Below are 15,158 nucleotides of genomic sequence, written 5' to 3'. Positions count from 1 at the left end.
ACTTCCACCCCCCAAACTCTTCTGCACAACCTCCCGCCGGGTCAGGCGGCGAAGGAGATGGTTAACGTGTCCGCTACGCCTGTTCTGGCGTTGCGCGGGGTCTCGAAGCGATTCGGTGCCGTTCAGGCGCTCACCGACGTAGAGCTCGAGGTCCACGCCGGTGAGGTGGTCGCCCTGGTGGGCGACAACGGCGCCGGAAAGTCCACGCTGGTGAAAACGATCGCCGGCGTGCACCCGATCGACGAGGGTGTCATCGAATGGGACGGCAAGGCCGTCCAGATCAACAAGCCGCACGACGCCCAGCACCTGGGTGTCGCGACGGTCTACCAGGACCTCGCGCTGTGCGACAACATCGACGTCGTCGGCAACCTCTACCTGGGCCGTGAGCTGAAGAAGCGCGGCATCCTGGACGAGGTCGAGATGGAGCGCCGCTCGCGCGAACTGCTCCAGACGCTGTCGATCCGCATCCCCAGCGTGCGCATCCCGATCGCCTCGCTCTCCGGCGGTCAGCGCCAGACCGTGGCCATCGCCCGCTCCATGCTCGGCGAGCCCAAGCTGGTCATCCTCGACGAGCCCACCGCGGCCCTCGGTGTCGAGCAGACCGCCCAGGTCCTCGACCTGGTCGAGCGGCTGCGCGAGCGCGGCCACGCCGTCCTGCTCATCAGCCACAACATGGCCGATGTGAAGGCCGTCGCCGACAAGGTGGCCGTGCTCCGGCTCGGCCGCAACAACGGCGTCTTCGAGGTCAAGGCGACCTCGCAGGAAGAGATCATCTCCGCCATCACCGGTGCCACGGACAACGCCGTGACCCGCCGTGCGGCGCGCAGCAACGGGGAGGCTCAGAAGTGAGCATCGACAAGACCTCCGCCAGCACGGACGAGCACGCCGTCGCGAACCCCGAGGCCGCCGCCGACGCGGTGACCGTGGTCGACCCCAGGCTGCTCGTGCGCGAGCAGGGCCTGGCCGGCTACGTCGGCGAGTTCAAGCGGAAGATGAAGGGCGGTGACCTGGGCTCCGTCCCGGTCGTCCTCGGCCTCATCGTCATCTGCATCATCTTCCAGAGCCTGAACTCGGCCTTCCTCTCCGCCGAGAACCTCAACAACATCGCCGTCGCGATGGTCGCCACCGGCATGATGTCGGTCGGCATCATCTTCGTGCTGCTGCTCGGCGAGATCGACCTGTCGGTCGGCTCGGTCAGCGGTGTGGCGGGTGCCATCACCGCCGTACTGAGCGTCACGCACGGTGTGAACGAGTGGCTGGCCGTCCTCATCGCCCTCGCGAGCGGTGCGGCCATCGGCGCGCTCCACGGCTTCTTCTTCGCCCGGATCGGCGCCCCCGCGTTCGCGGTCACCCTGGCCGGCCTGCTGTTCTGGCTCGGCTTCATGCTCCAGATCCTGGGCGAGAACGGCACGATCAACATCGACGGCGAGGGCGTGGTCGGCAAGCTGACCACGTACTACTTCTCGGACGTCGCGGCCGCCTACGGCCTCGCGCTCGTCGCCGTGGTGCTCTTCTTCGTCACCAGCTTCCTGGACAGCCGCCGCCGCGAGGCCGCGGGCATCCCGTCCCGGCCGCTGGGCGACCTGATCATGCGCACGGTCCTGCTCGCGATCGTGGCGTTCGCCGCGGCGATCATGTTCAACCAGTACAAGGGTCTGCCGCTGGCGCTGCTGCTCTTCATCCTGGTCCTGGTCCTGAGCGACTTCGTCCTGCGCCGCACCAGCTACGGCCGCAAGATCTTCGCGCTCGGCGGCAGCGTCGAGGCGTCCCGTCGTGCCGGTATCAACGTCACGGCGGTCCGTGTCTCGGTCTTCGCCCTGGCGGGCTTCTTCGCCGCCGTCGGCGGTCTGTTCTGGGCCTCGAAGATCGCCGCGGCCAACCAGAGCGCCGGTGCGGGTGACCTCCTGATGAACGTCATCGCGGCGGCCGTCATCGGCGGCACCAGCCTCTTCGGTGGCCGTGGCCGCACGTGGAACGCGCTGCTCGGTGTCATGGTGATCACCTCGATCCAGTACGGCCTCGCCCTGGAGGGCATCGCCACGCCGGTTCAGTACATGATCACTGGTGGTGTGCTTCTGGCCACGGTTGTCATCGACTCGATCACGCGCAAGACGCAGAAGACCGCGGGTCGCGCATAACGGTTTTGCGGTTGCGCGGCTGAGCCGGGACCGCCCGTCGGTGGGTAGCCGCGGGTGCGTCGTGGCTGGTCGCGCAGTTCCCCGCGCCCCTTTGGGGCCTTGAGTGCCCGGTGCCTTCACAGGCGCCGGGCACTTTTGTGCCGTCTGGGGCGTTTGGTGGGGGAGTCGGTGGGCGAGATGATTTACGGCCGATCGCGTGATGTATGACGCACAGCCCGGGCGTCGGCGCGAAAGACGGAACATTAGACTCGACAGGCCCGGGAAGCTCTATCGCTCTACCGCACGCAAGGAGGCACGGGTGCCGCTGCTGACCCGCATCAAGGGACCGCGCGATCTGGACCGGCTCAGCCTGGAGCAGCTGGACCAGCTCGCGGACGAGATCAGGACGTTCCTGGTCGACGCGGTGTCCAAGACCGGCGGCCACCTCGGCCCCAACCTCGGCGTCGTCGAGCTGACCATCGCACTGCACCGGGTCTTCGAGTCCCCCAAGGACCGGATCCTGTGGGACACCGGACACCAGTCCTACGTCCACAAGCTGCTCACGGGCCGCCAGGACTTCTCGAAGCTCAAGATGAAGGGCGGCCTGTCCGGCTACCCCTCGCAGGCCGAGTCCGAGCACGACGTCATCGAGAACAGCCACGCCTCCACGGTCCTCGGCTGGGCCGACGGCCTCGCCAAGGCCAACGAGGTCCTCCGCAAGGACGACCACGTCGTCGCCGTCATCGGCGACGGGGCGCTCACCGGCGGCATGGCCTGGGAGGCGCTGAACAACATCGCCGACGCCAAGGACCGCCCGCTCGTCATCGTCGTCAACGACAACGAGCGGTCGTACGCGCCCACCATCGGCGGCCTCGCGAACCATCTGGCGACCCTGCGCACCACCGACGGCTACGAGCGCTTCCTGGCCCGCGGCAAGGACCTCCTGGAGCGCACTCCGGTCGTCGGCAGGCCCCTCTACGAGACCCTGCACGGCGCCAAGAAGGGCCTCAAGGACTTCATCGCCCCGCAGGGCATGTTCGAGGACCTCGGCCTCAAGTACGTCGGGCCCATCGACGGGCACGACATGGAGGCCCTGGAGTCCGCGCTCGCCCGCGCCAAGCGCTTCGGCGGCCCGGTCATCGTGCACTGCCTCACCGAGAAGGGCCGCGGCTACCAGCCCGCCCTGCGGGACGAGGCGGACCGCTTCCACGGCATCGGCCCCATCCACCCCGACACGGGCCTGCCCGTGAAGGCCTCGGGCGCCGACTGGACCTCCGTCTTCGGCGACGAGATGGTCGCGCTCGGCAAGGAGCGCGAGGACGTCGTCGCGATCACGGCGGCCATGCTCCAGCCGGTCGGCCTGAAGAAGTTCGCGGACGCCTTCCCGAACCGCATCTACGACGTGGGCATCGCCGAGCAGCACGGCGCCGTCTCCGCCGCGGGCCTCGCCACCGGCGGACTGCACCCCGTCTTCGCGGTCTACGCGACCTTCCTCAACCGCGCCTTCGACCAGGTCCTGATGGACGTGGCCCTGCACAAGTGCGGTGTCACCTTCGTGCTCGACCGGGCCGGTGTCACCGGCACCGACGGCGCCTCCCACAACGGCATGTGGGACATGTCGATCCTCCAGGTCGTCCCCGGCCTCAGGCTCGCCGCGCCCCGCGACGCCGACCAGGTCCGCGCCCAGTTGCGCGAGGCCGTCCAGGTCACGGACGCGCCGACGGTGGTCCGCTTCTCCAAGGGCGCGGTCGGCCCGGCCGTACCGGCCGTGGGCCGCGTCGGCGGCATGGACGTCCTGCGCGAGCCCGGCACCGACACCCCGGACGTGCTCCTCGTCTCGGTCGGCGCCCTCGCCCCGATGTGCCTGGAGATCGCCGGTCTCCTCGACCAGCAGGGCATCACCACCACCGTCGTCGACCCCCGCTGGGTCAAACCCGTCGACGAGGCCATGGCCCCGCTCGCCGAGCGGCACCGCGTGGTCGTCACCGTCGAGGACAACTCCCGCGTCGGCGGCGTCGGCTCGTCGGTCGCCCAGGCCCTGCGCGACGCCGGCGTGGACGTACCCCTGCGCGACTTCGGCATCCCGCCGCGCTTCCTCGACCACGCCTCCCGCACGGAGGTCATGGCCGAGATCGGACTGACCGCACCGGACATCGCCCGGCAGGTCACCGGCCTCGTCTCCAAGCTCGACGGCCGGTACGACCAGGCCCACGCCACACCGGAGCCCGCCCGCGACTGAGACACGCCCGAGTGGGCCGGTTCCCGCACCCTTTACGGTGGTGGAACCGGCCCATTCGCGTTAAAACCCACGTGCCGGGGCATACGGACGACGCCCCCTCTCGATCATGTCGAGGACGACAAGCGTGGGAGGTACGCCCGTGAGCAACACCCTCTTCAGGACGAAGAAGATCGAGCAGTCCATCCAGGACACCGAGGAACCGGAGCACGCGCTCAAGAAATCCCTGTCCGCCCTGGATCTGACCGTCTTCGGCGTCGGTGTCATCATCGGCACCGGCATCTTCGTCCTCACCGGCACGGTCGCCAAGAACAACGCCGGTCCCGCCGTCGCCCTGGCCTTCGTGGTGGCCGGGGTCGTCTGCGCGCTCGCCGCGCTCTGCTACGCCGAGTTCGCGTCCACCGTCCCGGTGGCCGGCTCCGCGTACACCTTCTCGTACGCCTCCCTCGGTGAACTGCCCGCCTGGATCATCGGCTGGGACCTCGTGCTGGAGTTCGCGCTCGGCACCGCGGTGGTCGCGGTCGGCTGGTCCGGCTACATCGCCTCGCTGCTCGACAACGCGGGCTGGCACTTGCCCGCGGCGCTCAGCGGCAGGGAGGGCGCCGACGGCTTCGGCTTCGACATCCTCGCCGCCGCCCTCGTCCTGGTGCTCACCGGCATCCTCGTGGTCGGTACGAAGCTCTCCGCGCGGGTCACCGCCGTCGTGGTCGCCATCAAGGTCACCGTCGTCCTCGTCGTGATCATCGCCGGTGCCTTCTTCATCAAGGGCGACAACTACGACCCGTTCGTCCCGAAGGCGAAGCCCGTGGACGCGGGCAGCGGCCTCGACTCGCCGCTCATCCAGCTGATGTTCGGCTGGGCGCCCTCCAACTTCGGCGTGATGGGCATCTTCACCGCCGCCTCCGTCGTCTTCTTCGCCTTCATCGGCTTCGACGTCGTCGCCACGGCCGCCGAGGAGACCAGGAACCCGCAGCGCGACATGCCCCGCGGCATCCTCGGCTCGCTCGTCATCTGCACCACGCTGTACGTCGCGGTGTCGATCGTCGTGACCGGCATGCAGCACTACACCGAGCTGTCCGTGGACGCCCCGCTCGCCGACGCCTTCAAGGCCACCGGCCACCCCTGGTACGCGGGCTTCATCAGCTTCGGCGCCGCCGTCGGCCTCACGACCGTCTGCATGATCCTGCTGCTCGGCCAGACCCGGGTCTTCTTCGCGATGAGCCGCGACGGACTGCTGCCGCGCTTCTTCTCGCACGTCCACCCGCGCTTCAGGACCCCGCACCGGCCGACCATCCTGCTCGGCGTGATCATCGCGATCGTCGCCGGCTTCACCAGCCTGAGCGAGCTGGCCGAACTGGTGAACATCGGCACGCTGTTCGCGTTCGTCGTGGTCGCGGTCGGCGTGATCATCCTGCGCCGCACCCGCCCGGACCTGCCCCGCGCCTTCCGCACCCCGCTGGTCCCGATCCTGCCGATCGTCTCCGTCCTCGCCTCCCTGTGGCTGATGCTGAACCTGCCCGCCGAGACCTGGCTGCGGTTCGGCATCTGGATGGCCCTCGGCTTCCTCGTGTACTTCCTGTACGGCCGCTCGCACAGCCGCCTCGGCCGGGACGAGAAGGCGGCCGAAGCTCCGTAGGGGGTGGTACGGGGTTACGGGCGTACGGTCCTCGGGCCCGTGACCTCGGCGCCCAACTCCGTGACCCTGCGCCGCAGTTCCCGGTCCGCCGTGACCACCAGGCGCGCGCGGTCCGGGTGTTCGGCGACCAGCTCCACGATCCGGTCGTCCCCGCTGCCGGGCGCCGACTCGACCCGCACCCCGGGCACGGACGTCACGCCGCGGGCGCCGCCCTCGACCACGAGGACCAGCTCCAGGGGCCCCGCGAGGCCCGGGAGCCCCTCGTCGGCGTACGGGACGAGCCGGTCCCGTACGCGCTCCGCGGCGCCCCGGCGGTCGCGCCACCAGCCGTCGGGGACGGACCCCACGACATTGGCGGCGTCGACGATCACGAGCGGGGCAGCGTCCATAGGGCCAGGGTCGCACGGAGGGCGATCACACGACCTGATTAGAGTGGGGGAGTGTCAATGGTCCGCACATTCAACGGTGCCTGGCTCATACGCGGCCGGGACGGCAGACTCAGCGCCTACGCTCCACTGCGGGAAGCGGTGTGGTGCTGGGCCGAACAGCGTCCCGGCGGCCCCTGGACGGCACCCCGCGCGGTCGGCGGCGACCAGCGCCTCAACCCGGTGCTCGCCGTGGGCCAGGGAGCCGACTCCTACGCCCACCTGGTCTCCTGGCGTCCCACCGTGGCCGGGGAGGCGGGACTCGTCCACTCGACCCACTTCAGGCCGCACCTCGCCGCCCTCGACTGGAACCCGCTCGGGCACCCCAACGCCAAGGGCGGCCAGACCGGCGTACCGGCCGTCACCGTGGACGCCGAGGGCCGCGCCCACGTCTTCGTACGCAACAAGGGCGGCGGGGTCAGCATGCGTGGCCAGAAGGAGCGCGGGGGCTGGGGCCCCTGGCGCGACCTCAAGGGCCGCGAGGTCACCGGCGAACTCGCCGCCGTCACCCGCGCGTCCGGCCTCGTCGAGCTGTACGCGGCCACGCCGGCCGGCATCCTGCGCTGGACGCAGGCCGGTCCCGGCCACATCCCCGCCCTCGACGAGGAACCCCTGAAAGTGGCGGTCCGGCCGGGCACCCTGCGGGCGCTGACCACCTCCGACGACCACGTGACGCTGTTCTACACGGACGACAACGACACCGTGTGCGCGTGGCGGGCCGGCGCGGAGCCGGTGGAACTCCTCAACTGCGCGGGACCCGGGGCGGTTTCCGCGATCCGCTGCACCCTCGACGGCGTCGACTGCACGCTGCTCGCGCAGCGGTCGGCGAGTGGGCGGGTCGCCTTCGCGGCGTATCCCACCGAACAGGAGTCGGCGGGGGCGTGGTGGACGGACTCGGGTCCGGAGCTGCCCGCCGACGCGGTGGTGGCGCTCGCCGAGGACGAGGAGGGGCGGGTGGTCGCGGCGACCCTCGCGCCGTCCACGGGCGCGCTGCTCCTCACCCACCGCAAACCGGAACGGGGTTTGGCCCTGGAGGCCTGGCAGAGCGTTTGACCCGCCCCCGCCGCCCCTACCCGTTCCCGTCCACGTATGGGGGCTGCGCCCCCTCGCCCCCCGTTGTCCTCAAACGCCGGACGGGCTGGGGATCAGCCTCTCCGGCGTTTGAGGAGCGGGGGTTCGGGGGCTGGCCCCCGAGTCGGTGACGGGACGGGTAGGGGCGGCGGGGGCGAGAAGAGCTACGCCGGGACCGACGCCACGCCCGGTGCCAGGAACGGCTTCCCGTTCACTCGGGCCGAGACACCCTCACGGTCCAGGTACGGCGTGATGCCACCCAGGTGGAACGGCCACCCGGCACCCGTGATCAGGCACAGGTCGACATCCTGCGCCTCGGCCACGACACCCTCGTCGAGCATGAGCCCGATCTCCTGAGCGACGGCGTCGAGGACACGGGCGCGTACCTGCTCCTCGTCCAGCACGGAGTCGCCCTGCTTCAGCAGCGCGGCAACCTCGGGGTCGAGCTCGGGCTTGCCGCTGTCGTACACGTAGAAGCCGCGCTTGCCCGCCTTCACGACCGCCGCCAGGTTCGGCGAGACCGTGAAGCGGTCGGGGAAGGCCCGGTTGAGCGTCTCGGAGACGTGCAGACCGATCGCGGGACCGACCAGCTCGAGCAGCACCAGCGGAGACATCGGCAGCCCCAGAGGCTCGACCGCCTTCTCGGCGACCGCGACCGGCGTGCCCTCGTCGATGACGTTCTGGATCTCGCCCATGAAGCGGGTGAGGATGCGGTTCACGACGAACGCCGGGGCGTCCTTCACCAGGACCGCGGTCTTCTTCAGCTTCTTGGCGACACCGAAGGCGGTGGCGAGCGAGGCGTCGTCCGTCGCCTCGCCCCGCACGATCTCCAGGAGCGGCAGGATCGCGACCGGGTTGAAGAAGTGGAAGCCCACGACCCGCTCGGGGTTCTTGAGCTTCGACGCCATCTCGGTCACCGACAGCGAGGAGGTGTTGGTGGCGAGGATCGCGTGCGCCGGGGCGACCGCCTCGACCTCCGCGAACACCTGCTGCTTGACGCCGATCTCCTCGAAGACGGCTTCGATGATGAAGTCGGCGTCGGAGAAGCCCTCGGCCTTGTCCAGGACGCCCGTGACCAGGGCCTTGAGACGGTTGGCCTTGTCCTGGTTGATACGGCGCTTGCCGAGCAGCTTGTCGATCTCGGCGTGGACGTAGCCCACACCCTTGTCGACGCGCTCCTGGTCGATGTCGGTCAGCACGACCGGCACCTCGAGGCGGCGCAGGAACAGCAGGGCGAGCTGCGAGGCCATCAGACCGGCGCCGACCACGCCGACCTTGGTGACCGGGCGGGCGAGCGACTTGTCCGGCGCACCGGCGGGGCGCTTGCCGCGCTTCTGCACCAGGTTGAACGCGTAGATGCCGGAGCGCAGTTCACCGCCCATGATCAGGTCGGCGAGCGCCTTGTCCTCGGCGTCGAAGCCCTGCTGGAGGTCGCCGTTCTTCGCGGCGGCGATGATGTCGAGCGCGCGGTACGCGGCCGGGGCCGCCCCGTGCACCTTGCTGTCCGCGATGAATCGGCCCTTGGCGACGGCCTGGTCCCAGGCCTCGCCGCGGTCGATGACCGGGCGGTCGACGACGATCTCGCCCTTGAGGACGGACGCCGTCCAGATCAGCGACTGCTCAAGGAAGTCGGCGCCCTCGAAGAGCGCGTCGGCGATCCCCAGCTCGTAGACCTGCACGCCCTTGAGCTGCTTGTTCTGGTTGAGCGAGTTCTCGATGATCACCGAGACGGCCTTGTCGGCGCCGATCAGGTTCGGCAGCAGGGCGCAGCCGCCCCAGCCGGGCACCAGACCGAGGAAGACCTCGGGGAGCGAGAACGCCGGCAGGGACGCGGAGACCGTGCGGTAGGCGCAGTGCAGACCGACCTCGACACCGCCGCCCATGGCCGCGCCGTTGTAGTACGCGAAGGTCGGGACCGCGAGCCCGGACAGCCGCTTGAAGACCTCGTGGCCGCCCCTGCCGATGGCGAGCGCGTCCTTGTGCTCCTTGAGCAGCTCGACGCCCTTGAGGTCCGCGCCGACGGCGAAGATGAACGGCTTGCCGGTGACACCGACGCCGATGATCTCGCCGGCCGAGGCCTCCTTCTCGACCTGGTCGATCGCGGCGTCGAGGTTCGCCAGCGAGGCCGGGCCGAAGGTGGTCGGCTTGGTGTGGTCGAAGCCGTTGTCCAGCGTGATGAGCGCGAAGCGCCCGGCGCCGAACGGCAGCTCGAGGTGGCGTACGTGCGCCGACGTCACGACCTCGTCGGGGAACAGCTCCGCTGCGCCCTTCAGGAGTTCAGTGGTGGTGCTCACTTGTCGCCTCCGGCGTCCTTGTGGTGCGGGTTCTCCCAGATCACCGTGGCGCCCATGCCGAAGCCGACGCACATGGTGGTGAGGCCGTAACGGACCTCCGGGTGCTCCTCGAACTGACGGGCCAGCTGGGTCATCAGCCGGACGCCGGAGGAGGCCAGCGGGTGGCCGTACGCGATGGCGCCGCCGTACTGGTTGACGCGCGCGTCGTCGTCGGCGATGCCGTAGTGCTCCAGGAACGCGAGGACCTGGACGGCGAAGGCCTCGTTGATCTCGAAGAGGTTGATGTCCTCGATCGACAGACCGGCCTTCGCGAGGGCCTTCTCGGTGGCCGGGATCGGGCCGTAGCCCATGACCTCCGGCTCGACGCCCGCGAAGGCGTACGAGACGAGCCGCATGCGCACGGGCAGGTCGTGCTCGCGGGCGAACTCCTCGGACGCGATGATCGAGGCGGTGGCGCCGTCGTTCAGACCGGCCGCGTTGCCGGCGGTGACCCGGCCGTGCACGCGGAACGGGGTCTTGAGGCCCGCCAGGTTCTCCAGGGTGGTGCCCGGGCGCATCGGCTCGTCGGCGGTGACCAGGCCCCAGCCCGTCTCACCGACCTCCGCGTTGGTGTTGCGCACCGAGATCGGCACCAGGTCCTGCTGGATCTTGCCGTTGGCGTACGCCTTGGCGGCCTTCTCCTGCGAGCGCACGGCGTACTCGTCGGCGCGCTGCTTGGTGATCGTGGGGTAGCGGTCGTGCAGGTTCTCCGCGGTCATGCCCATGAAGAGGGCCGACTCGTCGACGAGCTTGTCGCTGACGAAGCGCGGGTTCGGGTCCACGCCCTCGCCCATGGGGTGGCGGCCCATGTGCTCCACACCGCCCGCGATGACGGCGTCGTACGCGCCGAAGGCGACGGAGCCGGCCGCGGTCGTCACGGCGGTCAGCGCGCCGGCGCACATGCGGTCGATCGAGTAGCCGGGCACGGACTGGGGCAGCCCGGCCAGGATGCCGGCCGTGCGGCCCAGCGTCAGACCCTGGTCGCCGATCTGCGTGGTCGCGGCGATGGCGACCTCGTCGATCTTCTTCGGGTCGAGTCCGGGGTTGCGGCGCAGCAGCTCCCGGATCGCCTTCACGACGAGATCGTCGGCGCGGGTCTCGTGGTAGATGCCCTTCGGGCCCGCCTTGCCGAACGGGGTGCGGACGCCGTCGACGAAGACGACGTCCCTGACGGTACGAGGCACGATGGCTCTCCTCCAGATGCGGATTGCACTACTGCGATGCGCTGAGCGCGCGCTCAGGACCCATGCTACTTACGGGTAACGTAGCTGCCCAGTCCCGGGGCCCGGAGCGTCGAAGGTCACACTCCCAGTGTGCCCGCGCCCCTAAGGGCACGGGGCGTGCCGGTTGCGTGATACCTGCGGGTCCGGTGGGGGTTGGCCGCGCAGTTCCCCGCGCCCCCAAGGGCACGGGGCGTGTCGGCCGTGTGATGCCTGCGGGTCCGGTGGGGGTTGGCCGCGCAGTTCCCCGCGCCCCTGAAAGCGCGGGGCGTGCCGGTCGTGTGAAGCCTGCGGCCCAAGGACCGAAAAGCCGGGGCGAAGCCCCGCTTTTCAGGGGCGCGGGGAACGGCGCGCTCGGCCACGACGCTCCTGCACTTGACGGACAAGGGGGACCCCCTCCCACCTGAGGGGCGCGGGGAACGGCGCGCTCGGCCACGACGCTCCTGCACTTGACGGACAAGGGGGACCCCCTCCCACCTGAGGGGCGCGGGGAACTGCGCGCTCAGCCACGACGCACCTGCACCTGACGCGCAAGGGTCACCCTGTCTCACCTGAGGGGCGCGGGGAACTGCGCGGCCAGCCCCCACCCGCCCGCGCCGTCGAGCGGACCGTCACCGAGGTGGTGCCGTAGACCCCCGGGGGGTCAGCACCGGTGTGGGGACCGGGTGGGAACCGCCCGGCTCCCCGCCCGTGATGACCCCGAACAGCGTTCGAGCAACCTCCGCCCCGAACCCGTGCACGTCATGACTCATCGCCGACAACGTCGGATGCGTGAGCCGGCACAGCTGCGAGTCGTCCCACGCCAGCAGCGACACATCCCCCGGCACGGACAGCCCCATCTCGGACGCCACCGACAACCCGGCCACCGCCATGATGTCGTTGTCGTACACGATCGCGGTCGGCCGATCCGAGGCGGACGCGGAAAGCAGCGACCGCGTGGCCCGCGCCCCCGCCTCCCCGGAGAAGTCGGTCGCCACCTGCCACGCCCCGCTCAGCTCCAGCCCCCGCGCCGCCGCGTCGAACGCGGCCGTACGGATCGCCGTGTGTCCGAGCGCCGCCGCCCCGCCCACCCGCGCGACCCTCCGGTGTCCGAGCGCCGCGAGATACCGGACGGCCTCCGTGACGGCACTCGCGTCGTCGGTCCACACGGAGGTGAGTCCGCCGGTCAGCGAGGGGTGTCCGACGGCCACGACGGGCATCCCGAGCCGTTCGACGGCGGCCACCCGCGGATCGTCGGCCCGGAAGTCCACCAGGATCGACCCGCTGACGTGTTTGCCCCGCCACCAGGAGTCCTGGAGCCCGACCTCCTCCTCAACGGTCCGCAGCAGCCGCAGCAGCAGCGAGCACGAGTGCTCGGTCAGGACGCTCTCCACGCCCGAGATGAACTCCATGTAGAACGGTTCGAGCCCGAGCAGCCTCGCCGGCCGGCAGATCGCGAGGCCCACCACGTCCACCCGCCGCCCGGCCAGCGACCGCGCGGCGAGGTTCGGTGCCCAGCCGAGTTGCCGGGCCGCCTCGAAGATGCGGTCCCGGGTCGCCTCGGACAGCCCCGGTTTGTGGTTGAAGGCGAGCGAAACGGCCCCTTTGGACACCCCGGCGCGGGCCGCGACGTCCTTGATCGTGACGCGGGACGGTGTCGTCATCGTGCGGGCTCCACGCAGTACAGGGCGGAGCGTACGGTCTCCGCGTCCGGTTGCCCCGGAGTCTCCCAGCCCCGTACGCCGATGGTCACCTGTTCGCCCGGCAGTAGCGTGACGAGCCCCCGGTCGGCCGCGGCGGAGGGCGACAGCCGGTCGGCCTGCAGCAGCAGGTCCCGTACGAGCGTGTGGGCGGTGACCGTGACCTCTCCCGGAACGTCGGCCGAGACGTCGAACCGCGGCCTGGGGTACGGGATCTCATGGTCGGCGGCAGCGAAGTGCAGCGCCCGCAGTCCACCCGGGCCTCCGCCAGGAACCCCATCCGAGTCCCCGTCCACGTCCACACTCCCGTCCATGCTCCCGTCCGCCACCAGGAACTCCTTCGGCCCCACCGGCACGAGATCCTCCGGTACCCGCAGGTCACCGACCGCCCGTGCCCCCGCCACCACCTCCACTCCGGCCTCCGCCACCACCCCGCCCTCCACGGACATCCGCCGCAGCACGACCCGGCACGCCCACGGCTCGGCCGACTGGTTGACCGCCGCCAGGACGAGCCCGTCCGGACGTGGCTGGAGCGTCAACAGCCGGTCCGCGTACAGCCGTTTCAGCTCGTGGTACAGCGGCTTCTCGCGGCCGTCCCCGTCGATCGCGGCCCAACTGGTGACCGGCCAGCAGTCGTTGAGCTGCCAGACGATCGTGCCCGCGCACACCGGCCAGTGCGAGCGCCAGTGCTCGATGCCGGTGGCGACGGCCCGTGCCTGGTTCACCTGCGTGAGGTAGTGCCAGTGGTCGAAGTCGGCTTCGCCGAAGCCCTGTTCGGGTACGGCGAAGTGCCGGGCGAGCCCGCGCGCCAGCTTCCCGTTGCCGTCGTCGGCCTTCTGGTGGTGCAGCATGCCGGGGGAGTCGGGGGCCAGGGTCTCGCCGGGCAGGGCGCGCCGCAGCGTGGCGTACGCGGGCGGTGCCTGCCAGCCGAACTCGGCCACGAAACGCGGCACTTCGAGCCGGTAGGCCGCGTAGTCCCGCCGGTTCCACACCTCCCACGAGTGATGGGTGCCGTGCGCGGGGTCGTTGGGATGGTGCTCCCAGGAGCCCGACCAGGGGCTGCCGGCCGTGTACGGCCGGGTCGGGTCCAACTCGGCGACCACACGCGGCAGTAGGCCGAGGTAGTAGCCCTCGCCCCACGATTCCCCGGCCAGCCGCCGCTCCCAGTCCCAGTCCCGGAAGCCCCACAGGTTCTCGTTGTTGCCGTTCCACAGCACGAGCGAGGGGTGCGGCATCAGCCGTACGACGTTCTCGCGCGCCTCGGCCTCCACCTCGCCGCGCAGGGGCTGCTCCTCCGGGTAGGCGGCGCAGGCGAAGGGGAAGTCCTGCCAGACCAGCAGGCCCAGTTCGTCGCAGGCGTCGTAGAAGTCCTCGCTCTCGTAGAGGCCACCGCCCCACACGCGTACGAGGTCCACGCCGGCGTCGGCCGCCTGGGTGAGCCGGGTGCGGTAGCGCTCGCGGGTGATCCGGGAGGGCAGGACGTCGTCGGGGATCCAGTTGACGCCACGTGCGAAGAGACGCTCGCTGTTGACGACGAAGGTGAACCCGGAGCCGTGCTCGTCGTCCCGCCGGTCCAGTTCGACGGTCCTGAAGCCCACGCGGCGACTCCAGGTGTCCAGCGCCCCAGTCGCGTCCGAGAGCAGCAACTCGACGTCGTACAGGGGCTGTTCGCCGTAGCCTCGCGGCCACCACAGGTCGGCGTCCGGCACCTCGACGCGGACGGCCGCGCTCGTGCCGACGACGTCCACGGCCGCCTCGACCCCGCCCACGCGGGCGCTCAGCGTCAGTCCGGCCTCCCCCCGTGACCGCTCGACCTCCACATGCAACTCGACGACGCCCAGGCCCTGTTCGACCGTCACCAGGGGGCGTACCCGCGCCATCCGGGCCGTCGTCCAGTGCTCAAGGCGGACCGGTTTCCAGATGCCGGCCGTCACCAGGGTCGGGCCCCAGTCCCAGCCGAAGGAGCAGGCCATCTTGCGGAGGTACTGGAAGGGCTCGGGGTAGGCGTTCGGCCGCTCGCCGAGCCGTCCGCGCACCGCCTCGGCCTCGTCGTACGCGGACCGGAAGTGGACCGACAGGCGCCCGCCGAGCCCCGTGACGTCGAAGCGGTACGAGCGGTGCATGTTCCGTACCGTGCCCAGGAGTCGGCCGTCCAGCCGGACCTCGGCGACCGTGTCGAGGCCGTCGAGGACGAGGTCGGTCTGCTCGTGCCCGCCGGGCTCCGGAGCGAGCGTCGTCTCGTACAGCCAGTCGCGTCGCCCCACCCACGCCACCTCGGTCTCGCCGCGCCCGAGGAACGGGTCCGGGACGAGCCCCGCCGCCAGCAGATCCGTATGCACGCAGCCCGGCACCGTGGCCGGCAGTTCGGCCCCGTCGTGCCGCAGGACCCATCCCTCGTGGATCGGCGTGACATCCAGCATGCGCACTCCTAAACCGGTATA

10 protein-coding genes are annotated in these 15,158 nt (G+C 70.6%); 5 read left to right on the top strand and 5 right to left on the bottom strand.

The annotated features are described in order from the left end of the window. Nucleotides 1-57: 57 nt before the first annotated feature. The 4 genes from ACZ60E_RS16085 (at nt 58) to ACZ60E_RS16070 (ending at nt 5,989) form a co-directional block, all read left to right on the top strand. Entirely contained in the window at nt 58-849 is a 792-nt protein-coding gene (locus ACZ60E_RS16085) for an ATP-binding cassette domain-containing protein (protein ID WP_189777611.1), read from the top strand. Further along, entirely contained in the window at nt 846-2,138 is a 1,293-nt protein-coding gene (locus tag ACZ60E_RS16080; protein WP_384815339.1) for a sugar ABC transporter permease, read from the top strand. The genes ACZ60E_RS16085 and ACZ60E_RS16080 overlap by 4 nt, the downstream gene beginning before the upstream one ends. A 298-nt stretch (nt 2,139-2,436) precedes the next feature. Further along, nucleotides 2,437-4,356, top strand: coding sequence for a 1-deoxy-D-xylulose-5-phosphate synthase (gene dxs, locus ACZ60E_RS16075; RefSeq protein WP_469440956.1), 1,920 nt, complete (start codon nt 2,437-2,439; stop codon nt 4,354-4,356). 139 nt (nt 4,357-4,495) lie between these two features. Then, nucleotides 4,496-5,989 (top strand): amino acid permease, encoded by a 1,494-nt coding sequence (locus ACZ60E_RS16070; protein ID WP_453791588.1) that lies wholly within the window; start codon nt 4,496-4,498, stop codon nt 5,987-5,989. Nucleotides 5,990-6,003: 14 nt separating this feature from the next. Here the strand turns inward: ACZ60E_RS16070 and ACZ60E_RS16065 are convergent, their stop codons facing one another. Next, entirely contained in the window at nt 6,004-6,378 is a 375-nt protein-coding gene (locus tag ACZ60E_RS16065) for an NTP pyrophosphohydrolase (RefSeq protein ID WP_384815346.1), read from the bottom strand. Nucleotides 6,379-6,435: 57 nt separating this feature from the next. On the opposite strand from ACZ60E_RS16065, the gene ACZ60E_RS16060 reads away from it, so the two are divergent. Further along, entirely contained in the window at nt 6,436-7,467 is a 1,032-nt protein-coding gene (locus ACZ60E_RS16060; RefSeq protein ID WP_469440953.1) for a hypothetical protein, read from the top strand. A gap of 182 nt (nt 7,468-7,649) precedes the next feature. Here the strand turns inward: ACZ60E_RS16060 and ACZ60E_RS16055 are convergent, their stop codons facing one another. From ACZ60E_RS16055 to ACZ60E_RS16040, 4 genes are all read right to left on the bottom strand, one after another. Then, nucleotides 7,650-9,779, bottom strand: coding sequence for a 3-hydroxyacyl-CoA dehydrogenase NAD-binding domain-containing protein (locus ACZ60E_RS16055; protein WP_469440951.1), 2,130 nt, complete (start codon nt 9,777-9,779; stop codon nt 7,650-7,652). Next, entirely contained in the window at nt 9,776-11,002 is a 1,227-nt protein-coding gene (locus tag ACZ60E_RS16050; protein WP_384810035.1) for a thiolase family protein, read from the bottom strand. The genes ACZ60E_RS16055 and ACZ60E_RS16050 overlap by 4 nt, the downstream gene beginning before the upstream one ends. 647 nt (nt 11,003-11,649) lie before the next feature. After that, nucleotides 11,650-12,681: a LacI family DNA-binding transcriptional regulator gene (locus ACZ60E_RS16045; protein ID WP_469440948.1), complete on the bottom strand. Its 1,032-nt coding sequence runs from the start codon at nt 12,679-12,681 to the stop codon at nt 11,650-11,652. Continuing rightward, nucleotides 12,678-15,137: a glycoside hydrolase family 2 protein gene (locus ACZ60E_RS16040; RefSeq protein ID WP_469440946.1), complete on the bottom strand. Its 2,460-nt coding sequence runs from the start codon at nt 15,135-15,137 to the stop codon at nt 12,678-12,680. The genes ACZ60E_RS16045 and ACZ60E_RS16040 overlap by 4 nt, the downstream gene beginning before the upstream one ends. Nucleotides 15,138-15,158: the final 21 nt, after the last annotated feature.

The organism is Streptomyces sp. NPDC102514 (genome assembly GCF_055584525.1).
This window is presented reverse-complemented; position numbering and strand designations above follow the sequence as displayed.